This is a genomic window from Brachybacterium rhamnosum, from assembly GCF_039526185.1.
GTDB lineage: Bacteria > Actinomycetota > Actinomycetes > Actinomycetales > Dermabacteraceae > Brachybacterium > Brachybacterium rhamnosum.
In genome coordinates this window covers 510,688-533,484 of record NZ_BAAAIS010000002.1, presented here as the reverse complement: position 1 = coordinate 533,484, position 22,797 = coordinate 510,688, and the positions used below count along the sequence as shown (strand labels likewise).

Here is a 22,797-nt window from a genome sequence, read left to right as displayed (position 1 = left end):
GTGATGTCTCTCCTCAGAGGTAGTGGCGCTGCGGCGCGAGGGCCGCCTCGTACTCGGTGCGGGCCGCCTGGGTGGACTCGAGCCGGCTCGTCGCGGAGACGGGCACGTCCCACCAGCCGCTGCCCGGCGGGTGCGGGCCGTACAGGTCGGTGTTGACGACGATCGCGGTGGCGTGCTCGGAGGCCTCGGCGCGGCGGTAGGCGTCGCGGAAGTCGGCGGTGGAGCTGACCTCGGCGACCTCGAGGCCGTAGGAGCGGATGTTCGCGGGGATGTCGAAGGGGAGCTTGTCCCCGTCGAGCAGGCCGCTCTCGCCGCTGCGCATGCGGTACTTCGTGCCGAAGCGCTGGGAGCCGTGGGACTCCGAGAGCGCGCCGATCGAGGACCAGCCGTGGTTCTGGAGGATCACGAGGATGACCTTGAGATCCTCCGCGACGATGGTCGCGATCTCCTGCGGCGCCATCTGGAAGGTGCCGTCGCCGATGATCGCGACGACCTCCGCCTCCGGCGCGGCCATCTTCACGCCGAGGGAGGCGGGCAGCTCGTAGCCCATGCAGGAGTAGCCGTACTCGAGGTGGTACTGCCTCGGGGAGCGGGCCTTCCACAGGGCCTGCAGGTCGCCGGGCATGGAGCCGGCCGCGTTGATGACCACGTCCTCGTCGCCCATGAGCTCGTTGAGCGCGCCGAAGATCTCGGTCTGGGCGGGCAGCTCCTGGTCGTGCGGGGCGAAGCAGGGGGCGACGAGCTCCTCCCACCGGTCGCGCAGGACGCGGGCGCGCTCGCCGTGCTCGGCGGGCGCCTGCCAGCCCTGGAGCGCCTCGCGCAGCGCGTCGAGGCCGGCGCGGGCGTCGGCCACGACCATCTCGGCGGAGTGCTTCGCGGCGTCGAAGGCCTTGACGTTGAGGTTCACGAAGCGCACGTCCGGGTTCCGGAAGGCGGTGTGGGAGGCGGTCGTGAAGTCGGTGTAGCGGGTGCCGACGCCGATCACGAGGTCCGCCTCGGCGGCGAGCGTGTTGGCGGCGTCGTTGCCGGTCGCGCCGACGCCGCCGACGCACAGCGGGTGGTCCGCGCTGAGCGCGCCCTTGCCGGCCTGGGTGTCGAGCACGGGGATCCCGGTGGCGTCCGCGAAGGCCTCGAGGGCGGCGGAGGCCTCGGAGTAGATCGTGCCGCCGCCCGCGACGAGCACGGGCCGACGGGCCCCGCGGATCGCCTCCGCCGCGCGCTCGAGGGCGGCGGGCTCGGGGACGGGACGGCCCACGTGCCAGGTGCGCTCGCGGAACAGCGCGGCGGGGAAGTCGTGGGCCTCGGCCTGCACGTCCTGCGGGAGGCAGATCGTCACCGCGCCGGTCTCGGCGGGGTCGGTGAGCACGCGCATCGCGGCGAGCAGGGAGGGGATGAGCTGCTCGGGCCGCCAGATGCGGTCGAAGTAGCGCGAGACGGGACGGAAGGCGTCGTTGACGCTCACGTCCATGGCGCGCTCGTCCTCGAGCTGCTGGAGCACGGGGTCCACGGCGCGGTTGGCGAAGACGTCGCTGGGCAGGAGCAGCACGGGGATGCGGTCGATCGTGGCGAGCGCGGCGCCGGTGACCATGTTCGTGGAGCCGGGGCCGATCGAGGCGGTGCAGGCGAGGGTCTGCAGGCGGTTGCGGGTGCGGGCGTAGGCGACGGCCGTGTGCACCATGTTCTGCTCGTTGCGGGCCTGGTAGTAGGGCATGTCCGCCTCGCCCTCGGCGGGGTCGACGGCGTTCTGCAGCAGCGCCTGGCCGATGCCGGCGACGTTGCCGTGGCCGAAGATGCCGAAGGTGCCGGGGACCAGACGCTGCCGGACGCCGTCGCGCTCGGTGTGCTGGGCGGCGAGGAAGCGGACGACGGCCTGGCCGACGGTGAGCCGGATCGTGTCGCTGCCTGCGGTCTCTGCAGGACGGGGGACGCTCATGCTGCCTCCGGGTGACCGGCCGCGCTCCGGGGGAGCGGGCCTCGGGATGGCACCGTCGGGCAGGGCGACTCGACGGTGAGTTCGTACGGGGACCAGCATGACGAGCACGCTCCCCGCTGTCAACACTTTGTCAGAACATGCGACACCAACAGGGGTGTCCAAGGCCTTCCATGGGCCGTGGACCGCGTGCTAGCGTCCCCGTTCGTCAGGGTCGATCCGCCGTATCGACAGAACAAACCAGCAATGACGCTTGCGCACTGTGCTGACAAACTCCCCCCTCCGACAGGAGCTCTCGATGACGACCGCACCCCTCTCCGTCGCCGTGATCGGGGCCGGCATGGCCGGCCGCACCCACGCCAACGCCTGGCGCCAGGCCGGCACCGTCTACGACCTGGGCCTGCCGCCCGTGCGCCTCGCGACCATCGCGGACGCCCACCTGCCCTTCGCCGAGGACGCCGCCGCCCGCTACGGCTACGAGAACGCCGTGGGCGACTGGCGCGCCGTCGCCGAGGACGACTCGATCGACGTGGTCTCGATCGTCGTCGGCAACGCCCTGCACCGCGAGATCGCCGAGGCCATGGCCGCGGCCGGCAAGCACGTGCTGTGCGAGAAGCCGCTCGCCGGGACCCTCGAGGACGCCGCCGCCATGGCCGCCCTCCAGCGGGCGCACCCCGAGCTCGTGCTCGCGACGGGCTACACCTTCCGCCGCAACGCCGGGATCGCGAAGCTCGCGCAGCTCGCCCAGGAGGGCGCGCTCGGCGAGCTCTCCCACCTCGACGCCCGTTACTGGTGCGACTACGGCGCGGATCCGAACGTGCCCATGGCCTGGCGCTACAAGGGCCCCATGGGCACCGGCGCCCTCGGCGACGTCGGCTCCCACCTCGTGGACTCGGCCGAGCTCATCATGGGCCCCGTCGTCGAGGTCTCCGGCGCGCAGCTCGTGCGCACGATCGCCGAGCGCCCCGTCGCGGGCGGCGCCGTCGCGGGCGGCCGCGGGGTCGCCGCGGCGGCCGACGCCCCCAAGGAGGAGGTCGAGAACGACGACATGGCGACCTTCACCGCGCGCTTCGCCTCCGGCGCCGCCGGCACCTTCTCCGTCTCCCGCGTGGCCCACGGCCTGCCCAACTACAAGAACCTCGCGGTGCTCGGCACGGGCGGCACGGCCACCTGGTCGCTCGACCGCACGGGCGAGATCCAGCTCGCGGACTCCTCCTCCCCGGAGGGCCTCGGCGGGCTGCGCCAGGTGCTCGTGAACCCCTCCTTCCCCTACTTCGCGAACGGCTCCTCGATGGCCTTCGGCGGCGTGGGCCTGAACCAGATCGAGCAGTTCACCTACCAGGCGCACGCCTTCCTGCAGCAGGTCGCGGGCATCACCGACGGGGCGCTGCCGCCCTGCGCGAGCTTCGAGCACGGCTACCGCCAGATGCGGATCCTCGGCGCGGTCGCGGACTCCGCCGCGGCCGGCGGCGCGGCCGTCGCGATCGACTGACCCGTCCCCCCCGAGAGGAGAGCATCATGAGCTTCACCTTCGGCGCCTACACCGCCTGCCTGCAGGACCGCACCCTCCCCGAGGCCCTCGACGTGCTCGCGGGCGCGGGCCTCACCGGCGCGGAGATCAACACCGGCGGCTTCATCCCCTCGCCGCACGCGCACGTGGACGCGCTGCTCGCGAGCGACCGCGCCCGGCGCGAGCTGCTCGCCCAGTTCGAGGGCCGCGGCATGACGCTGAACGGGCTCACCGTCTCCGGCAACCCGCTCTCCCCGCTGCCCACCGAGGGCGTGCCCCACGCCCACGACCTGCGGCGCACGATCGAGCTCGCGGGGGAGCTGGGGGTGCGGGACGTGGTCGCCATGTCCGGCACCCCGGGCTCGGACCCGGGCGCCCGCTACCCCAGCTGGGTCGTGAACCCGTGGAACGGGATCGACCTCGAGGTGCTCGAGTACCAGTGGTCCGTCGCCGTGCCCTTCTGGAAGGAGATCGACGCGCTGGCCCGGGAGCGGGACGTGCGCGTGGCCCTCGAGATGCACCCGCGGAACCTCGTGTTCACGCCGCTGAGCTTCGAGCAGCTGCTGGACCGCGTGGAGCCCACGCACCTCGGCGTGAACCTCGACCCCAGCCACCTCTTCTGGCAGCAGATGGACCCCGTGGCCTGCATCGAGCGCCTGGGCTCGCACATCACGCACGTGCACGCGAAGGACACGGCGGTGCTGCCCGGGGCGGCCGTGCGCGGCGTGCTCGACCCGGCCTTCGGCCCGGTGCCGGAGGACCCGGCGGCGCGCACGCCCACGGGCGTGGGGCACTTCTGCTCGACCTGGCCCGAGGATCCGGCGTGGCGCTTCGTCGCGATCGGCGAGGGCCACGACGTGGACTACTGGGCGGGCTTCCTGCGGGCGCTCGCCGCGGTGGACCCGGACCTCGCGATCAACATCGAGCACGAGGACGCGGCGTTCGACCGCGTCGAGGGTCTCGAGCGCGGCGCGGGCGCCCTGCTCGCCGCGGCCCGGGAAGCGGGGCTGTGATGCCGCTCGTCCGGATCACGCAGCAGGCCGTGCGCACGCCCGAGCAGTCCCGCCGCCTGGCCGATCTCGTCCAGGAGGTCATGCTCGAGCACTTCGCGGCCCCGCCCGGGGGCCGCTACCAGATCCTCGAGACGCTGCCCGTGGGCGCGATCATCGCGGAGGACACGGGGCTCGGCATCGACCGCGGCGAGGGCGTCGTGATCGTGCAGATCACCCAGCAGGGGCGCTCGGCCGCGCAGAAGCAGGCGGTCTACGCGGCCCTCGCGGAGCGGCTCGGCGGGGCGGGGCTCGTGCGTCCCGAGGACCTCGTGGTCTCCGTCGTGGAGAACGCGCGGGAGGACTGGTCCTTCGGCCACGGCCGCGCGCAGTTCCTGACCGGCGAGCTCACCTAGAGGCCGCCGAACAATCTCCAACTTTGTATGGACAAATGGCAGCGGCGGTGCGAGGATGATCCGACAGGGACGTCGGCCGAGCCGCCGGCGCCCCGCCCGCAACGATGCAGGACCTGGAGGAACGGATCCCCATGGCAGAGCTCGACATCATCACCGTCGGTCGCAGCGGCGTGGACCTCTACCCGCTCGAGATCGACAAGGGACTCGAGGACATCAGCAGCTTCGGCAAGTTCCTGGGCGGCAGCCCCACGAACGTCGCCGTCGCCGCCGCGCGCCTGGGCCACCGCCCCGCCGTCATCACCGGCGTGGGGGAGGACCCCTTCGGCCGCTACGTGGTCCAGGAGATGGAGCGCCTCGGCGTCTCCGGCCGCCACGTCGTCCCGAACGGGGAGCTGAACACCCCCATCACCCTGTGCGAGATCTTCCCGCCGGACGACTTCCCGCTGTACTTCTACCGCAGGCCCAGCGCCCCGGACCTGCAGATCGCCCCCGAGCACCTCGACCTCGAGGCGATCCGCGAGGTCCCCCTGTTCTGGTTCTCCGGCACCGGCCTCTCCGAGGAGCCCAGCCGCAGCGCCCATCACGCGGCCCTGCAGGCCCGCGGCCGCACCACCCACACCGTCTTCGACCTCGACTACCGCCCCATGTTCTGGGACTCGGTCCGGGAGGCCCGTGAGCAGTACCGCGAGGCCCTCCAGTACGCGACCGTCGCCGTCGGCAACAAGGAGGAGTGCGAGGTCGCCGTCGGCGAGACCGAGCCCGAGCGCGCGGCCGATGCCCTGCTCGAGGCCGGCGTCGAGATCGCGATCGTCAAGCAGGGCCCGCGCGGCGTGCTCGGCAAGACCCGTGACGAGCGCGTCGAGGTCGCCCCCAACCTCATCCAGGTCATCAACGGCCTCGGCGCGGGGGACAGCTTCGGCGGCTCCCTCTGCCACGGGCTGCTCACCGGGCAGTCCCTCGAGGAGACCCTCACCCGCTGCAACGCGGCCGGGGCGATCGTCACGAGCCGCCTCGAGTGCTCGACCGCCATGCCCACCACCGAGGAGATCGACACGCTCCTCGCGGGCGGCGACCCCAACCAGGGGCAGACGGTCGAGCAGATGCTCTCCGCGCTGCGCTCCCGCGGCACCGGCCAGGAGGCCCGCGCATGAGCGAGTTCGCGACCTCCTACGAGGACGTCACCCGCATCCGCATCGAGGACCCGGCGCGGATCGCGCGGCTCGCCGCCTCCCGCTCCCGCCGCACCGTCGCGGACACGGACGGCACGATGATGATCATCGCGGCCGACCACCCCGCCCGCGGCGCCCTCGGCGTCGGCTCGCGGCCCACCGCCATGGCCTCGCGCACCGAGATGCTCGACCGCATGCGGGAGGCGCTCGCCGTGCCCGGCGTGGACGGCGTGCTCGGCACGGCCGACGTCCTCGAGGACCTCCTGCTGCTCGGCGCCCTCGAGGACAAGATCGTCTTCGCCTCGATGAACCGCGGCGGCCTCCAGGGCGGCTCGTGGGAGATCGAGGACCGCTTCACCGCCTACGACGCGGCGTCGATCAAGGCCTCCGGCTTCGACGGCGGCAAGATGCTCACCCGCATCGACCTGCAGGACGACCGCACCTCCTTCATCCTCGAGGCGACCGCGCAGGGCGTCACCGACCTCGCCCGCCACGAGCTCATCGCCATGGTCGAGCCGTTCTGGTCCTCACGGCCCGGCGGCCCCGGCACGAAGGTCGTCAACGACCTCTCCCCGGAGGCCGTGATCCGCTCGATCCACGTGGCCCAGGGCCTCGGCGCGACGAGCGCCTACACGTGGCTCAAGCTGCCCGCAGTGGACGACATGGAGCGCGTCATGGACGCGACCACGCTGCCCACCCTCATCCTGGGCGGCGACCCCGCGCAGGACGACCCCGCGACCCTCCGCGCGACCTGGAAGCGCGCGCTGGACCGCCCCAACGTGCGCGGCCTCGTGGTGGGCCGCACCCTCCTCTACCCGGCGGACGACGACGTCAACGCGGCCGTGGCCGCCTCCGTCGCCATGATCCGCTGACCCACCGGAAGGAGAACCCCATGACCGGGACACAGCTGCACCTCCCCGCCGGCTCGACCGCCCAGGGCCCCTACGACACCGTCGTGGACCCGGGGGAGCGGGACGGCTGGGAGCACACCGGCCTGCGCGTCCTCGCCCTCGAGCCGGGCGGCCGCGCCGAGATCGGCACCGCCCGCACCGAGCTCATGGTCGTCCCGCTCAGCGGCGCCTGCACCGTGACCGTGAGCGACGCCCGCGGCATGCAGGAGCTCGTGCTGCGCGGCCGCGAGAGCGTCTTCGCGGGGGCGACCGACGTCGCCTACGTCGGCATCGACTCCCACCTCGTCGTCGCGAGCGACGACGGGGGCCGCTTCGCGCTCGCCGCCGCCGTCGCGACCCGGCCCTTCCCGGCCGCGGTGATCCGCGCCGAGGACGTCCCCGTCGAGACCCGCGGCGGCGGCACCATGACCCGCCAGGTGCGCAACTTCGGCACCGTCGGCTCCTTCGACGACTGCGATAGCCTCATCGCCTGCGAGGTCATCACCCCCGGCGGGAACTGGTCCAGCTACCCCGCGCACAAGCACGACGAGACCACGGATTCCGAATCGGAGCTCGAGGAGATCTACTACTACGAGATCCAGGACGCCCCCGCCGGCACGCCCGGCTTCGGCTTCCACCGGACCACCTCGAGCCGCGAGGCCGAGCCGCTGGACCTGCTCGTCGAGGTGCGCTCGGGGGACACCGTCCTCGTGCCCCACGGCTGGCACGGCCCCTGCGCGGCCGCCCCCGGCCACGACATGTACTACCTCAACGTCATGGCGGGCCCCGCCCCGGAGCGCGCCTGGGACATCACCGACCACCCCGACCAGACCTGGGTGCGCGGCACCTGGGAGGAGACCCGATGACCACCACAGCCCCTGCCAGCGACATCCGCGTGGGCGTGATCGGCGTGGGCCAGATGGGCGCCGACCACGTCACCCGCATCGCCCGCCGCATCAAGGGGGCCCGCGTCGCCGTCGTCACCGACTACTTCCGCGACAAGGCGGAGGAGATCGCCGCGTCGGTCCCCGGCTGCCGCGTCGTCGACACCCCCGAGGAGCTCATCGCCGCCGAGGACGTCGACGCAGTGCTCATCGCGAGCCCTGGCAGCTTCCACCGCGACCAGGCCGTGGCCTGCATCGACGCCCGCAAGCCCGTGCTCTGCGAGAAGCCGCTGGCCATGAACCCCGAGGACGCCTACACGGTCGTCGAGGCGGAGGCCGCGGCCCGCGCGGCGACCGGCGTGCCCTACGTGTCCCTCGGCTTCATGCGCCGCTTCGACCGCGAGTACGCGGAGCTGCGGGACGCGATCGCCGCGGGCGCGCTGGGCGAGATCAGCCTGCTGAACCTCAAGCACCGCAACGCCCACACCCTGCCCGGCTTCACGGACACGATGATGGTCTACGACTCCGCGGTCCACGAGGTCGACGCGATCCACTACTTCCTCGGCGAGCAGGTCACCGGCGTGCAGGTGATCCTGCCCGTCCCCGGCCCGCGCGCCGCCGAGGGCCAGCACGACCCGATGCTGCTGCTCTTCCGCACCGACGCCGGCCGCATCGTCACCGACGAGCTGTACGTCAACACGGCGTCCGGCTACGAGGTGCGCACCGAGGCGGTGGGCTCCGCGGGCATCGCGACCATCGGCCTCGAGCACGGCCGCGTCACCACCCACCAGGAGGGCGGCACCTGGGGCGGGGCGATCCCGGCGGACTTCCGCCCCCGCTTCGTCGACGCCTACGACGCCGAGGTGCAGGCCTGGATCGCCGCGATCGCCGACGGCTCGAATGTCGCCGAGCGCTCCGCGACCTCCTGGGACGGCTACCTCGCCGCCGCCACCTGCCGCGCCGCGGAGCAGGCCCTCACCGCCGAGGGCTTCGTCGCGGTCACCGCCCGTCCCCGTCCCTGACCCCTCGCCGACAACGGAGTCTCGACATGTCCCACAGTCCTGTCCCCCCGGTCTCCCAGGGCACCACGCAGCTCCCGCCGCTGACCCCCGGCCCCTACAAGCGCCGGCTGGGCCTCGTCGCCCTCGTCGCGACGCTCGGCGGCCTGCTCTTCGGCTACGACACGAGCGTCATCAACGGCGCCGGCGGCTTCATGACCGAGGATCTCGGGCTCTCCGAGATCGGCCTCGGCGTCGCCGTGAGCTCCCTGCTCTTCGCGAGCGCCGTCGGCGCCCTCACGGGCGGCCGGGTCTCCGACGCGATCGGCCGACGCACCACCATCCTCGTCATGGCCGTGCTGTTCATCGTGGGCGTCCTGCTCGTGGTGACCGCGCCGGGCCTCGCGCTCGTGGTCACCGGTCGGATCGTCCTCGGTCTCGCCGTCGGCGCCGCCTCCGTGGTGGTCCCCGTGTTCCTCGCGGAGCTCGCCCCCTACGAGATCCGCGGCTCCCTCGCGGGCCGCAACGAGTTCATGATCGTGCTGGGCCAGCTGCTCGCGATCGTCATGAACGCGATCATCGGCAACGTCTGGGGCGAGCAGTTCCCCGGCATCTGGCGGGTCATGTTCCTGCTCGCGGCGATCCCCGCGGTGCTGCTGCTCATCGGCATGGTGCGCATGCCGGAGTCGCCGCGCTGGCTCGTCGACAAGGGTCGCCAGCAGGAGGCCCTCGAGATCCTCGACCGGCTGCGCCCCGCGGGCCGCGCCGAGCCCGAGCTCGAGGACATCGCGCTCGCCCGCCACGCGGAGTCCCAGCGCACCTCGATGGGCGTCGCCGGGATCCTGAGGAACAAGAATCTCGTGAAGATCGTGCTGATCGGCTGCGGTCTCGGCTTCTTCCAGCAGACCACGGGCATCAACGCGATCCAGTACTACGGCGAGCGGGTGCTCGAGGTCGCGGGATTCGGCCGCGGTGGCGCGCTCATCGCGAGCATCGCCCCCGCCACGATCTCCGTGGTCGCCGCGGTGGTCGCGCTGCAGATGATGGACCGCTTCAGCCGCCGCAAGACCTTCCTGTGGGGCTACGGCCTGGTCGCCCTGTTCCACGTGCTCATCGGCACGACCGCCTCGGTCATGCCGGAGGGGACCGCGAAGCCCTTCGTGCTGCTCGCGCTCATCACCGCCTTCGTCGGCTCGATGCAGCTGTGCCTGAACGTGGCGACCTGGGTGACGCTCTCGGAGATCTTCCCGCAGAAGATGCGCGCCTTCGGCATGGGCGTGAGCGTGTTCGTGCTGTGGATGACGAACTCGATCCTGGGCCTGTTCTTCCCCTCGATCATCGCGGGGCTCGGGCTCTCCTCGACGTTCTTCGTGTTCGCCGTGCTCAACGTCGTCGCCTTCCTCTTCGTCCTGAGGTGGGTGCCGGAGACCCGCGGCCGCACCCTCGAGCAGCTCGAGGAGGACGTCACGACCGGCGAGATCTACCTCCCGAAGCTCAAGCAGGACAGCTGACAGCGCCCGTATATTTGTCCGGACCAGCATCCGGCGACGAAGGAGCCCGCGATGACCACGATCCCGCCCGAGGGGACCCTCGTGGAGGTGCAGGTCGACCGGTCCTCCTCGACGCCGCTCTACCTGCAGCTCGCGGGCGCCATCGAGGAGGCCGTGCGCTCGGGGGCCCTGCCCCCGGGCAGCCGCCTCGAGAACGAGCTCGCGCTCGCGAAGCGGCTGGGTCTGTCCCGGCCCACGGTGCGCCAGGGCATCCAGGACCTCGTGGACAAGGGCATGCTCGTGCGCAAGCGCGGCGTGGGCACCCAGGTGGTGCAGGCCCCGGTGAGCCGGCAGGTGGCGCTGACCTCCCTCTACGACGACCTGCGCACGGCGGGGAAGTCCCCGCGCACGGAGATCGTCGAGTACCGGGTGGGGCGTCCCTCCCCGGAGGCCGTGGACCGGCTCCAGCTCTCCCCGGGCGACCAGGTGCTCGACCTCCTGCGCGTGCGCTACGCGGACGACGAGCCGCTCGCGGTCATGCGCAACGTGGTCCCCGAGCGGATCGCCCCCTCGCGCGCGGAGCTCGCCGCGAACGGCCTGTACGCGTGCCTGCGGGAGCGGGGCATCGTCTCGGTGCTCGCGCAGGAGCGGATCGGGGCGACCGTGGCGGACGAGGAGCATGCGGAGCTGCTCGACGAGGAGATCGGCGCGGCCCTGCTGACGATGGAGCGGAAGTCCTTCGCGAACGACGGCAGCGTCGTCGAGTACGGCTTCCACGTGTACCGCGCGAGCCGCTACTCCTTCTCGGTGACGCTCGTCGACTCCTGATCAGCGCCGCGTGCGCAGGGTGATCGTGCCGCCGTCGATCGCGGGCCGCTGACCGGTCGTTCACGCGCATCCCCTCGTGCACTCGGCCTGCGCCTGCGGTCCCGCGAGAGCCGCCGGCCCAGGTGCGGACCGGGACCCGCTCGCCGCTCACCGCGCCCGTCGCGGCGGAGGGGGCCGCGCTCGGGTCACCCGCGCCCCCGAGCTCACCCCGCTGGGCATCGGGGCGCCGCCGCGCCGCCCACCCCCGGTATCCCCACCGCTTCCTCGAGGGCATCGTCCCCGATTGCCCCGTGCAGGGGAGGCGGCGGGCGCGGGGCACCGTCGCGCTGCGGCGGACGAGGCTCGAGCGTTTCCTCCACATCGCCCGGTTATCCACATTGGTGGACGGGGTGGTGGATAACCGGCGCGAGTCCCGCCGGCGACGCCACAGGGAATCGGTACAGGTCGGTGCCCAGTCGTTCCTCCCCACCGCCCTGTTGTCCACAATTTCAGGTTTCCGCATCGAATCACTTCCCGTGGGTGAACGCGTGTTCTAAACTGGGATGACAGGCGACGGGGTTGATGGCCCGTCGGCGGCACGGGAGGGGAGGGGGAGATGCGTGAGGGGACGGCAGGCGCCGAGGCGCCCATCGGGGCACCGCTCGCCGTCGCCGCGCCGCCGTCCTTCCCGCCGCGACGGATCATCCGCGCGCGCAGGCCGCTCACCCTCGAGCGCATCGCCGCGGAGTCGGACGTCCGCATGGACGGCGTCGAGGTCCCGATCGCGGAGCGTCTCCTCGTGCGCCAGCGCCGCAAGTCCCGCGAGCTCGCCGAGGAGATCGGCGAGATCCACCTGCTGTGGGTCGAGGACGCCGACGACCAGGCGGACGTCAACGCCGTCGTCATCGCGAACACGCTGCGCACGGACCTCCCCACCGCGGAGCGCCTGCTGCGCGACGCACGCCTCGCCGTGACCGACCTGCCGCTCGTCCTCCGGCGCCTCGCCGCGGGGGAGATCTCCGTCCCCGCCTTCGAGCACCTCGTGCGCAAGGTCCGCCCGCTCGCGCCGCAGCAGCGCCGCGTGGTGGACTCCTATGTCGCGGAATGGGACCTCGAGAACATCCCGGCGGATCGCTACTGTCGCGAGCTGTCCCTGCTCGTGACCTGGTGGGACACGGATGCTGCGCGCCCCGGCCCCGCGGCGATGCGGGACGTGCGATGCGAGATCCTGGCGGAGGGCTCGGGACTCGCCTGCCTCTCGGTCCTCGGCCCGATCCCCGAGATCTATGCGCTCATGAAGCAGGTGGACGGCACTGCCCCGTCCGTCCAGCGCGCCCAGCGCCACGCGCTCGAGGCCGGGGAGCCGGTGCCCTTCGACCTCGACGGCGACGTCGTCGCGAGCGGTCACCCGCTCCCGCTCGCCGCGCTGCGCTATGCGATCCTCACCCGCAGCCAGCTGGAGACGCCCGGCGTCGAGCGCCGGGGTGTGGATGCCCATGTCAACGTCGTGGTCCCCGCGCTGACCCTCCTGGGGCTCGCCGATGCCCCCGGCACGCTCGACGGCGTCATCCCGCTGCCGGCGCCGCTCGCGCGCCGGCTCGCCGCAGGGTCCCGCACCTGGTACCGGATCCTTACCGACCCGGCTGACGGCGCCTTCCTCCCCGTCCCTGCCGCTCAGTACCGGCCCACGACCGCGATGGCCGAGCACCTGCGGTTGCGGGACCCGGTGTGTGCGGTGCCCGGCTGCATCCGCGGCCGGCTCACCCCGGCGGAGATCGACCACATCGAGGAGTTCAGCCACGAGGATCCGGGGAGCGGGGGAGCGACGGAGATCCGGAACCTCCACCGACTGTGCTGGTGGCACCACCGGTTGAAGACGGAACGCCTCATCGATCCCGAGAAGGCGCCGGATGGCACGACGACCCATTGGGAGATCGGTCAGCTGCTCACCCTTGACACCCGCCAGAACACGGACCTGCTCACCCCTGCCATGGTGGAGCTGCTCGAGGACGCCTGGGCGGAGCACGAGGCGGAGCGCCTCATCGCCTCGCTCGCCCCGCTCGACGAGGAGATCGCCGAGCCCGAGCCGCCGCCCTTCTGAGCCGGAGGACCGCTCAGCCGTTCGGCCCGCAGAACGTGGCGACGTCCGGTGAATCGAGCCGCTGCGCAGAGGTCGGTCCTTGCGGCCAGCCCTCGGGGAGCACGCGGGAGCAGGGACTCGGATGTCGGACTCCTCCGTACTCTTGTCAGGTGGACACAAGGAGTGTCGCAAGGGGGACGGACAGGTGCAGGACGACGGTCGGAGCGGGCGATCGCCGCAGCGACGCGGGCAGAAGAGCTACGCGATCACCTGGGTGCTCTCCCTGTTCCTCGGGGCGCTGGGAGCGGACCGCTTCTACCTGGGCCGGTGGAGGACAGGGGCGCTGAAGCTCCTCACCTTCGGCGGGCTCTATTTGTGGTGGCTCGTGGACCTCGTGCTCCTGCTCGTCGGTCGGACTCGCGATGCGCATGGCCGGCCGCTCGTCTCCGACACCCCCACCCGATGGGCGAGCCGCATCATCAGCTCCGCGCTCGTCGCGGGCTTCGTCGGCCTGATCGCGCTGGGGTCCGCCGTGGAGCCGCCGGCCCCCGCCGATGGGGCACCGACGATCGCCGTGCAGCAGATCGAGGAGCCGGATCCGACGACGGCAGCGCCGACGACGGAGGCCCCCACGACCGAGGCGCCGACCACGGCCGCTCCGACGACTGAAGCGCCCACGACTGCCGCGCCGACGACGGCTGCCCCGACCACCGCGGCTCCCACGACGGAGTCCCCGGGGGCCGGCACGGCGCTCGCCGTGCTCGCGGGGCTCGAGGAGAAGGGACGTGCACCGAAGACCGGCTACGACCGGGAGCTGTTCCACTGGCGCGACGACGTGGACCGCAACGGCTGCGACACCCGCAACGACGTGCTGCGGCGCGACCTCACGGCGATCACCCTCAAGGCCGGGACCGACGGCTGCGTCGTGCTCACCGGCACCCTCGACGACCCCTACGGCGGCGAGGAGATCGCCTTCGACCGCAGCGACTCCGAGGTCGACATCGACCACGTCGTCGCTCTCTCCGACGCCTGGCAGTCCGGTGCCGCGAGCTGGGACGACGACACCCGCCGGGCCTTCGCGAACGACCCGCTGAACCTGCTCGCGGTGGACGCGGGCCTGAACCGGCAGAAGGGCGACGGCGACGCCGCCACCTGGCTGCCGCCCGCGAAGGACTTCCGCTGCGAGTACGTGGCACGGCAGATCGCCGTGAAGGCCAAGTACGAGCTGTGGGTGAAGCCCGCCGAGGGCGACGCCATGGAGCGCGTGCTCGGGACCTGCGACGGCTTCGCCGCGGTCGAGGACGACGACCCGACGCCGGACCGCGGCGACGGCGACGTGGTGACGACCGCCCCCGAGGAGGCCGAGCCGGAACCGACGACGGAAACGCCCGAGAAGCAGCAGAGCTCCTCCGGTGGCTCGGTGTACTACAAGAACTGCACCGAGGTCCGAGAGGCCGGCGCGGATCCGATCCACCGCGGCGATCCCGGCTACGCCGAGCACCTCGACGGCGACGGTGACGGGGTGGGCTGCGAGTAGGGTCGCGGCAGAGCGCCGGCACCCATCAAGGAGGACCGCACGCTCACCCTCGACCTCACCGATCGCACCGCCTTCGTCAGCGGATCCACGCAGGGCATCGGCCTCGCGATCGTCCAGCGGCTCGCCGAGGCGGTCGACGCGCTCGTCGGCGATGGTGTCCCGCGCGAGCTCCTGGTCGCCGCACCCGGGGACGTCACCACCGAGGACGGCCTCGCCGCCGCGCTCGCGGAGGTGGGCGACGTCGACATCCTGGTCAACAACCTCGGGGTGTTCGGTGCGACGCCCGCGCTCGAGATCACCGACGCGGAGTGGCAGCGGTACTGGGAGGTCAACGTCCTCGCCGCGGTGCGCCTGATCCGGGCGACGCTGCCGCGCATGAAGGAGGCGGGCTGGGGCCGGGTCCTGAACATCGCGAGCGACTCCGCGATCGTCACCCCGGCGGAGATGATCCACTACGGCGTCTCCAAGACGGCGCTGCTGGCCGTCTCCCGCGGCTTCGCGAAGGACGCCGCCGGCACCGGTGTCACCGTGAACTCCGTGATCGCCGGCCCCACCTACACCGAGGGCGTGCAGGACTTCGTCTACCAGCTCGTCGACACGTCCCTGCCGTGGGAGGAGGCGGAGGCCGAGTTCATGCGGCTGCACCGCCCGCAGTCCCTCGTGCAGCGCCTGATCCGCCCCGAGGAGATCGCGAACATGGTCGTCTACCTCAGCTTCCCGCTCGCCTCGGCGACGACCGGCGGGGCGCTGCGCGTCGACGGCGGGTACACGGACGCGATCCTGCCCTGAGCGGCTACGCTCGGCCGATGACGACCCCGCGACCGAGCCGTGCCGAGCAGGTCGACGCCGCGACCCCGGCGAGCCGCAACCGGGTCGTGGACCTGCTGCGGGCCGCCGCGATCACCGTGGTGGTGCTCGGGCACTGGACGATCATCGCGGTGGATGCCGACGGCGGCATCCTTCCCCACGGCGTGCTCGACATCGCGACCTGGACCCACCCGCTGACCTGGGTGTTCCAGGTGATGCCTATCTTCTTCCTGGTAGGCGGCTACTCCAACGCCCTGTCCTGGCGATCGGCCCGCCGGAAGGGCGTCGGCTACGGTCAGTGGCTGCGCACGCGCTTGCGCCGGCTCGGGATCCCGCTGATCCCGCTGCTCCTCGCATGGCAGGTGATCGGGATCGTGGCGGTCGCCGCCGATGCGCCATATGCAGTCGTGCAGCTCGCCTCGCAGATGGCGCTGATCCCCACCTGGTTCCTCGCCGCGTACGTCATGGTCATCCTCGTCGCGCCGCCGTGCCTGCTGCTGTGGGAGCGGTGGGGCTGGTGGTCGATCGTCGGCGGCATCGCGCTTGCCGGGGCGGTCGACGCGATCAGCATCGCCGCCGACCAGCCCCTGCTCGGCTTCCCGAACTACCTGCTGGTGTGGGCGGCGTTCCACCAGTTCGGCTACGCCTGGCTCGACGGTCGGCTCGACGGCCTCCGACGGCGGCTCCTGCTCGCGGCCATCGGGCTCGCGGGGCTGCTGCTGCTCGTGCTCGCGGGGCCGTACCCCGTCTCGATGATCACGTCCGCGGCCGACGACCTCTCCAACTCGAGCCCCACCCGCGTGACCATGGCATTCCTCGGGATGCTGCAGGCCGGACTCGTGCTGAGCCTCGAGAAGCCCCTCGAGGCGCTGCTGCGCCGGCCGCGCCTGTGGTTCGTCACCGTGCTCGTCAACCGTCGGATCATGACCTGGTTCCTGTGGCATCTCACCGCCATGGTCGCCCTCGCCCAGCTGCTGCTCGCCCTCGACGCGAGGGTGCTGCTGCCCGAGCCGGCGAGCGGCGCCTGGTGGGCGACGAGACCGCTGTGGGCCGCGGCGCTGCTCGTCCTCACCGGACTCGTGGTGCTGGTCATGGGTCGCTTCGAGGACCCCCGGGAGGATCCCCGCCCCGCTCCGGCCCCGTGGCGTCCCGTCCTCGCCGCCGTCACCGTCACCGCGGGCCTCGGCGTCGTCGCCTCGGTGGGAGTCGTGGGGGAGGGCGGCGTGACCGCCTGGCCGCTGCTGCCCGTCGCGGGGATGGTGCTGCTCGGCGTGGTGCGGCTGCGCCGGAGCTGACCCGTCCTGCACGCGACCCCCGCCCGGTGAAAGGATCGGTCGTCCCCGCGCCCGCCCGGCGTCGCCCTGCTCGACCAAGGATCCCGTCCCCCGATGGACCTCGTCTCCCTGCTCCCCGCCCTGTCTGTCGCCTCGTGGCTCCTCGTGGTCCTCGGCGCGCTCGTCGTCGGGCTGTCCAAGACCGCGCTGCCCGGCGGCGGCACGATCGCCGTGGGGCTGTTCGCCCTGGCCCTGCCTGCGAAGGAGTCGACGGCGGCGCTGCTGCTCCTGCTGATCGTCGGCGACTGGACGGCGCTGTACGCCTACCGCCGCGAGCCGGACGTCCGCACGCTGCTGCGGCTCATCCCGAGCGTGCTCGTGGGCCTCGTGGTCGGCACGATCTTCTTCTGGCTGGCCGGCGGGGACGTGGTCCGCACGACCATCGGCGTGATCCTGCTGGCCCTCGTCGCGGTGACGGTGATCCGACGCCGCCGCCCCGCCCCCGAGCGGCCCGAGGGGGAGGAGCACGTCGGCGCCGGCGTCACCGCGGCCCGTGCCGGCTACGGCCTGCTCGGCGGGTTCACGACGATGGTCGCGAACGCGGGCGGCCCGGTCATGTCGATGTACTTCTACGCGATGCGGATGCCGGTGCTGACCTTCCTCGGCACCTCCGCCTGGTTCTTCGCGGTCGTCAACATCCTCAAGCTGCCGTTCTCCGCGAGCCTCGGCCTGCTCTCCTCCTCGACGCTCGTCATGGACCTGATGCTGGTGCCGGTCGTGCTGATCGGCGCCTTCCTCGGCACCCGGATCGCGCGGCGCATCCCGCAGAAGGCCTTCGAGTCGGTCGTCCTGGTCCTGACGGTCGTCTCAGCGCTCGCCCTGCTGATCCTCTGACCGGCCGACGGCGCTCGCCCAGTCCCCGATCCCGCGGATGACGTCGAGCAGCTCGGGCGGGTCGATGACCTCGATCGGCTCCCCGAGCACGGCGAGGCGCATGGCGACCCACTGCATGTCGTCGGCCCCGGCGCGGAGGATGCAGGCGTCCGGCCCGTCGGCCTCGAGGGTCGCGGTCCGGCCGGGGATCCGCTCGGCGACTTGGGCGAGCGGGCAGAGGATCCGGACGACGGCGCCCGTCGGGTACGGGCCGTGGGTGACGGCGCCGCGCACGGTCGCCTCGATGTCCGGGGTCTCGCGTCGCGCGAAGGTCAGCGTGGAGGCGTGCACGGCGTGCATCCGGTCCAGCCGGAAGGTGCGCCAGTCCTCCCGCTCGAGGTCCCACGCGAAGAGGTACCAGCGGCGCTCGAAGGAGAGGATCCGGTACGGCTCGAGGCGGCGCTCGGCGCGGTAGCCGTCCGCCCGCTCGTGGTCCACGCGCACCCGCACCCCGTCGCGCACCGCGCCGGCGAGGGTCATGAGCACCTCCGGTCGGGCCGACGGGCTGGGTCCCGTGAGGACCTGCATGGCGGCGGTGAGCGCCGAGATCTGGGAGCGGACCTGCGGCGGAAGGATCCGGTCCAGCGAGGTGAGGGCGCGCAGGGCGTCCTCGTCGAGGCCGTCGATCCCGGAGCTCGCCGTGAGCCGCAGCCCCACCGCCACGGCGACCGCCTCGTCCGGCCCCAGCAGCAGCGGCGGCAGCGCCTGGCCCGCACCCAGCTGGTAGCCGCCGCCGTGCCCCGCGGAGGTCAGCACGGGATAGCCCAGCTCGCGCAGCCGGTCCACGTCCCGCCGCACGGTGCGCACGGTGACCGCGAGCTCGTCGGCGAGCTCGGGCCCGGTCCACACCGTCCGGGACTGCAGCAGCGCCAGCAGCCGCAGGGCACGCCGCGTCACCTCGCTCATGGGGACAGTGTGCCCCGCTCTGCGGACAGGAACTGTCCTCCGAGGCGCCGACGACGGCACGACCACCGAGACCCGCGGTGCGGACCCTCGCCCGAGCCGGGCCCCGCCCCCGTCACCACGATCGCCTGGCGGCTCGGGCACGTGATCGTCGGCATCCTCGCCGACCGCAGCGCGAACCAACGTGGCGGGGACGCCGACGCGCACATCCACCGCGCCCGAGCCCCCACATGCGCCGCGCCCGCACCCCCGGGGAGGGGATGCGGGCGCGGTGTTCTGCGAGGGGCCGACGACTCATGCCTCGGCGTCCGGGTCCTGCTGCGAACCGGGAGCGGCGAGGATTCCGTACACGTCCCGCTTGGCGGTCGCGAGCAGCGCGGCCACGCGGGTCAGCTGCACGGCGTCCGCGGAGCGGCCCGCCTCGCGGACGGCGCCCGCGAGGTCGTGCAGCGCCATGCGAACGTCGGGGATCTGCTGGTCGGCATCGCCGTCGGGCGAGGCGAAGGGGTCGCTCCAGCCCTCGCGCTGCTCCGCGACGTGCGCGGCGCCCGCCTCGGTGAGGCTCGCGAGCTTGCGGCCGGACTCCTTCGCGGTCTCGACCAGCCCCTCGTCCTCGAGCTGGGAGAGGGTCGGGTAGATCGCGCCGGGGCTCGGGGTCCACCGGCCGCTGGTGCGATCGGAGATGGTCTGCATCAGCTGGTAGCCGTGCATCGGCTCCTCGGCGAGGAGCAGCAGGACGGCGGTGCGGACGTCGCCGCGGGGGCGCCGTCCGCGGCCGTGGGGACCGCGCGGGCCACGGGGGCCGCGGGGGTTGAAGCCCTCGCCGGGGCCGAACTCCCCGCGACCCTCGCGGCCGGGCCCGCCGCCGCGACGACCGCGCGGGTCGCCGTCCTCGGGTCGGTAGCGGCGCTCGCCGCGGAAGCCCTCGCGGAGGTCGTCGGGGGAATGGTGGTGGTGATGATCGTGATGATGCTGTCGCATGGGGGAACTCCTCTGTCGGGTCCGGGGTGCCGCGCACCGTGTGTGTCGCGACAGCATCACGATATATCGTTCACGAGGAGAGAGTCAAGGGCTCCGTGGGTCACGACGACGGGACGGTCGCCGCGCCGGGGCGCGACGGCCGTCCCGTCGGGAAATGTGTGGGGCTCAGGCGCCGTCGCCCACGGCGATCGCCTCGGCCTCCTCCTCGGCCTCGAGGTGCAGGGGCTCGTGGCCCACCGCAGCGAGGTGACGTCGACCGATGACGAGCATCGCGATCGAGAGCACGAGGGTCAGTGCGGCCAGCAGGTAGGGCGTGCCGGCGGAGGTCGCGGCGGCGAGCGGACCGGCCACGGCCGGCGCGATCGCACCGCCCAGGAAGCGCACACCCGAGTACGCGGAGCTCGCGACGCCGCGCGGCAGGTCGGTCGCCTCCATGACCGTCTCGGTGAGGGCGGTGTTCATGATGCCCAGCAGCAGCCCGCCCACGATGATGAGCACGACGATCCCGGTCATCGAGGTGTGCAGGAAGAACAGGCCCACCATGAGCACCGCGATCAGCGCGAGGGTGGTCAGCAGGGTCGGGATGAGACCGATCCTCCGGGTCAGCACCGGCGCGACGAACACCGAGGTGATCGCGAGGCACACGCCCCAGCCGAAGAACACGCCGCCGATCCCCATGGCCCCGAACTCCGTGCCCCGCGCGGCCGCCGCGGCCTCGAGCGGGAAGGGCGAGTAGGCGAGCAGGGTGAAGAAGGCGAAGTTGTAGAACACCGCCGTCAGGGCGAGGGTGCGCAGCGCGGGGTGGCGCAGGGCGCGCAGCGCGGCGAGCGGGGAGACGTGCGACGGCCGCGGCTCACGGCGCAGCAGCACGAGGATCGCGACGAGGCCGATCGCCATGAGCACGGCGGTGCCGATGAACGGGGCGCGCCAGGAGATCGAGCCGAGCAGACCGCCCAGCAGGGGGCCGAGCGCCATGCCGATCCCGAGGGCGGTCTCGTAGAGGATGATCGCGCCGCCCGAGGGTCCCGCGGTCGCGCCGACGATCGCCGCGAGCGCGGTGGAGATGAACAGGGCGTTGCCGAGGCCCCAGCCGGCGCGCAGGCCGATGATCTCGTTGACCGAGCCGGAGGTCGAGGCGAGGGCCGCGAAGACGACGACGAGGGCGAGCCCGATCAGCAGCGTGGTCCGCACGCCGACCCGGGAGGCGAACCAGCTCGTGAAGAACATGGCGATCGCGGTGATGAACAGGTAACTCGTGAACAGCAGCATCGCCTGCGAGGGCGTCGCGTCGAGCTGGGCGCTGATGGCGGGGAGGATCGGGTCGACGAGGCCGATCCCCATGAAGGAGACGGTCGCGGCGAAGGCGATCGCCCAGACCGCGCGGGGCTGGTGGAAGGCGTCGCGCAGGGTCGGCGCGGTGCTCGTGGTGGATGCCGTGGGGGCGGCGGTGGTCGCACTCATGCAGGGGGTCTTCTTTCGCGGTGCGGGTGGTGGGAGGAGGGGGTCAGGAGTCGTGCGTCTCCACGAGGGCGGCGAGCACGCCGGCGGCGCGGGAGAGGGCGTCGAGGTCGGCCTCGGGGAGCGCGTCCAGGAGCGGGCCGACGTGCTCGGCCATCTGGCCGCGCCAGACGGCGAGCTGCTCGTCCCCGGCCGCGGTGAGGCTCACCAGCCAGGAGCGGGAGTCGGTGGGGTCCGTCGCGCGGTCCACGAACCCCTCGTCCTCGAGCCGCTGGATCACGGCGGTCGCGGTGGAGCGCGAGACGTTCTCGCGCTCGGCGATCTCGCTGAGCCGCAGCGGGCCGCGGCGCTGGATCGTCGCGAGCACGCGCCAGGAGACGGAGGAGACGCCCACCTTCGCCGAGCGGGCGGCCATCCGGGCGAACTGGCTGCACAGGAGCGTCAGCTGCTGGGGGAGGTCGTCGCGGGGGATCGGGGTGGAGGGGCTCACGAGCAGCCACGATAGTTCGCAATGCGAATCAAAACAAGTTCGGATCACGAACTATCGCCGACCGCACACGACCGAGCCCCGCCCTCCCTGGGGGAGGACGGGGCTCGGGTCGGTCGGGTCAGGGGGTCACTGGCCGGCGGCCCGCAGCACCCGGGCGTCGCGCTGGGCGATGAGCGCGAGCTCGACCGCCTTGAAGGCGTGCGCCTGGGTCATGGCCTTCTCCGTCCCGTTCAGCACGTCGAGCACGAGCTCCCCGAAGAAGGGGTAGCCCACCTTCCCGTGCGCCTCGATCCGCTGCTCGCCCTCGCCGTTCACGAGGATGACCTGGTCCGGGCCGTTGTCCGTCGTCACGTCGATGTACTTGCGCAGCTCGAGGTAGCCCTCGGTGCCCACCACGAAGGTGCGGCCGTCGCCCCAGGTGCGCAGGCCGTCCGGCGTGAACCAGTCCACCCGCACCGCTCCCGAGGCGCCGGAGGAGAGCGCGATGTGCGCCTCGCCGAAGTCGTCGAGCTCGGGGTGCTCGGGATGCGCGAAGTTGCCGATCGCGCTCGAGAGCACCTCGGCGTCGTCGGACCCGGTGAAGGTGAGCATCTGCTCGAAGTTGTGCGAGCCGATGTCCGTGAGGATGCCGCCGTAGCGCGCCCGCTCGTAGAACCAGTCGGGGCGGCTCGCCGGATCGCCCAGGCGGTGCGGGCCCATGCCCTGCACCTGCACGACCTCGCCGAGGGCGCCCTGCTGGATCAGCTGCGTGGCGAGCACCGCGGACTCCACGTGGATCCGCTCGGAGTAGTACACGGCGTACTTGCGGCCCGTGCGCTCCACGGCCGCCTTCGCCTCGGCGAGCTGCTCGAGGCTGATCAGCGGCGTCTTGTCCGTGAAGTAGTCCTTGCCGGCCTCCATGACGCGGATGCCGAGCGCGGCGCGGTCACCGGGGACCGCCGCGGCCGCGACCAGGCGCACCGCGGGATCCTCGAGGACCTCCTCCTCGCTGCGGGCGACCCTCACGCCCGGGAACTGCTCGGCGAAGGCCGCGAGGCGCTCCGGCTGTGGGTCGTACACCCACTTCAGCGTGCCGCCGGCGCCGATCAGGCCCTGCGTCATGCCGCCGATGTGGCCGTGGTCCAGGTGCATCGCGGCGAACACGAACTCCCCGGGCTCCACGACCGGCTTCGGCATCGCGGCGGGGGCGTAGTTGGCGCCTTCGGAGGCAGGCATCGACAGTCCTTTCGGTCGAGATGGGGGGCAGGGACA

At 72.6% G+C, this 22,797-nt stretch carries 20 protein-coding genes; 14 read left to right on the top strand and 6 right to left on the bottom strand.

Going from position 1 to position 22,797, the window contains the following annotated elements:
- Nucleotides 1–13: 13 nt before the first annotated feature.
- Entirely contained in the window at nt 14–1,933 is a 1,920-nt protein-coding gene (gene iolD, locus ABD080_RS04325; RefSeq protein ID WP_343903761.1) for a 3D-(3,5/4)-trihydroxycyclohexane-1,2-dione acylhydrolase (decyclizing), read from the bottom strand.
- 295 nt (nt 1,934–2,228) lie between these two features.
- On the opposite strand from iolD, the gene ABD080_RS04320 reads away from it, so the two are divergent.
- From ABD080_RS04320 to ABD080_RS04255, 14 genes are all read left to right on the top strand, one after another.
- Nucleotides 2,229–3,422 (top strand): Gfo/Idh/MocA family protein, encoded by a 1,194-nt coding sequence (locus tag ABD080_RS04320; protein ID WP_343903760.1) that lies wholly within the window; start codon nt 2,229–2,231, stop codon nt 3,420–3,422.
- Nucleotides 3,423–3,448: 26 nt separating this feature from the next.
- Nucleotides 3,449–4,453 carry a sugar phosphate isomerase/epimerase family protein gene (locus ABD080_RS04315; RefSeq protein ID WP_343903759.1) on the top strand — a complete coding sequence of 335 codons (1,005 nt, stop codon included), beginning with the start codon at nt 3,449–3,451 and terminating at the stop codon, nt 4,451–4,453.
- A complete protein-coding gene (locus ABD080_RS04310) occupies nt 4,453–4,845 on the top strand; it encodes a tautomerase family protein (protein WP_343903758.1) in 393 nt (130 codons plus the stop codon). The genes ABD080_RS04315 and ABD080_RS04310 overlap by 1 nt, the downstream gene beginning before the upstream one ends.
- 131 nt (nt 4,846–4,976) lie before the next feature.
- Nucleotides 4,977–5,996, top strand: a complete 1,020-nt coding sequence (gene iolC / locus ABD080_RS04305) for a 5-dehydro-2-deoxygluconokinase (protein ID WP_343903757.1) — start codon at nt 4,977–4,979, stop codon at nt 5,994–5,996.
- Complete coding sequence (locus ABD080_RS04300; RefSeq protein ID WP_137769315.1) at nt 5,993–6,886, top strand: Cgl0159 family (beta/alpha)8-fold protein; 894 nt, start codon at nt 5,993–5,995, stop codon at nt 6,884–6,886. The genes iolC and ABD080_RS04300 overlap by 4 nt, the downstream gene beginning before the upstream one ends.
- Before the next feature lie 20 nt (nt 6,887–6,906).
- Nucleotides 6,907–7,770 carry a 5-deoxy-glucuronate isomerase gene (iolB, locus tag ABD080_RS04295; protein ID WP_137769314.1) on the top strand — a complete coding sequence of 288 codons (864 nt, stop codon included), beginning with the start codon at nt 6,907–6,909 and terminating at the stop codon, nt 7,768–7,770.
- Nucleotides 7,767–8,810 (top strand): Gfo/Idh/MocA family protein, encoded by a 1,044-nt coding sequence (locus ABD080_RS04290; protein ID WP_343903756.1) that lies wholly within the window; start codon nt 7,767–7,769, stop codon nt 8,808–8,810. The genes iolB and ABD080_RS04290 overlap by 4 nt, the downstream gene beginning before the upstream one ends.
- A 26-nt stretch (nt 8,811–8,836) precedes the next feature.
- Complete coding sequence (locus ABD080_RS04285) at nt 8,837–10,297, top strand: sugar porter family MFS transporter (RefSeq protein WP_343903755.1); 1,461 nt, start codon at nt 8,837–8,839, stop codon at nt 10,295–10,297.
- A gap of 51 nt (nt 10,298–10,348) precedes the next feature.
- Nucleotides 10,349–11,104 carry a GntR family transcriptional regulator gene (locus ABD080_RS04280; protein WP_137769311.1) on the top strand — a complete coding sequence of 252 codons (756 nt, stop codon included), beginning with the start codon at nt 10,349–10,351 and terminating at the stop codon, nt 11,102–11,104.
- Nucleotides 11,105–11,699: 595 nt separating this feature from the next.
- Nucleotides 11,700–13,184 carry an HNH endonuclease signature motif containing protein gene (locus ABD080_RS04275; RefSeq protein WP_343903754.1) on the top strand — a complete coding sequence of 495 codons (1,485 nt, stop codon included), beginning with the start codon at nt 11,700–11,702 and terminating at the stop codon, nt 13,182–13,184.
- Between the two features lie 184 nt (nt 13,185–13,368).
- Nucleotides 13,369–14,700 carry a GmrSD restriction endonuclease domain-containing protein gene (locus tag ABD080_RS04270; protein WP_343903753.1) on the top strand — a complete coding sequence of 444 codons (1,332 nt, stop codon included), beginning with the start codon at nt 13,369–13,371 and terminating at the stop codon, nt 14,698–14,700.
- Nucleotides 14,701–14,724: 24 nt separating this feature from the next.
- Complete coding sequence (locus ABD080_RS04265) at nt 14,725–15,489, top strand: SDR family NAD(P)-dependent oxidoreductase (RefSeq protein ID WP_343904634.1); 765 nt, start codon at nt 14,725–14,727, stop codon at nt 15,487–15,489.
- A gap of 17 nt (nt 15,490–15,506) precedes the next feature.
- The gene (locus ABD080_RS04260) at nt 15,507–16,802 is read left to right on the top strand and encodes an acyltransferase family protein (RefSeq protein WP_137769307.1); all 1,296 of its coding nucleotides are present in this window, start codon (nt 15,507–15,509) and stop codon (nt 16,800–16,802) included.
- 93 nt (nt 16,803–16,895) lie between these two features.
- Nucleotides 16,896–17,675 (top strand): sulfite exporter TauE/SafE family protein, encoded by a 780-nt coding sequence (locus ABD080_RS04255; RefSeq protein WP_137769306.1) that lies wholly within the window; start codon nt 16,896–16,898, stop codon nt 17,673–17,675.
- Here the strand turns inward: ABD080_RS04255 and ABD080_RS04250 are convergent.
- From ABD080_RS04250 to ABD080_RS04225, 5 genes are all read right to left on the bottom strand, one after another.
- Nucleotides 17,649–18,620 carry a helix-turn-helix transcriptional regulator gene (locus ABD080_RS04250; RefSeq protein WP_137769305.1) on the bottom strand — a complete coding sequence of 324 codons (972 nt, stop codon included), beginning with the start codon at nt 18,618–18,620 and terminating at the stop codon, nt 17,649–17,651. The genes ABD080_RS04255 and ABD080_RS04250 overlap by 27 nt on opposite strands.
- A 291-nt stretch (nt 18,621–18,911) precedes the next feature.
- A complete protein-coding gene (locus ABD080_RS04240; protein WP_343903752.1) occupies nt 18,912–19,598 on the bottom strand; it encodes a PadR family transcriptional regulator in 687 nt (228 codons plus the stop codon).
- A 165-nt stretch (nt 19,599–19,763) separates the two neighbouring features.
- Entirely contained in the window at nt 19,764–21,059 is a 1,296-nt protein-coding gene (locus ABD080_RS04235; protein ID WP_343903751.1) for an MFS transporter, read from the bottom strand.
- 43 nt (nt 21,060–21,102) lie between these two features.
- A complete protein-coding gene (locus ABD080_RS04230; RefSeq protein ID WP_240811201.1) occupies nt 21,103–21,546 on the bottom strand; it encodes a MarR family winged helix-turn-helix transcriptional regulator in 444 nt (147 codons plus the stop codon).
- A gap of 126 nt (nt 21,547–21,672) precedes the next feature.
- Nucleotides 21,673–22,761 (bottom strand): Gfo/Idh/MocA family protein, encoded by a 1,089-nt coding sequence (locus tag ABD080_RS04225; RefSeq protein ID WP_137769302.1) that lies wholly within the window; start codon nt 22,759–22,761, stop codon nt 21,673–21,675.
- Between the last annotated feature and the right edge of the window lie 36 nt (nt 22,762–22,797).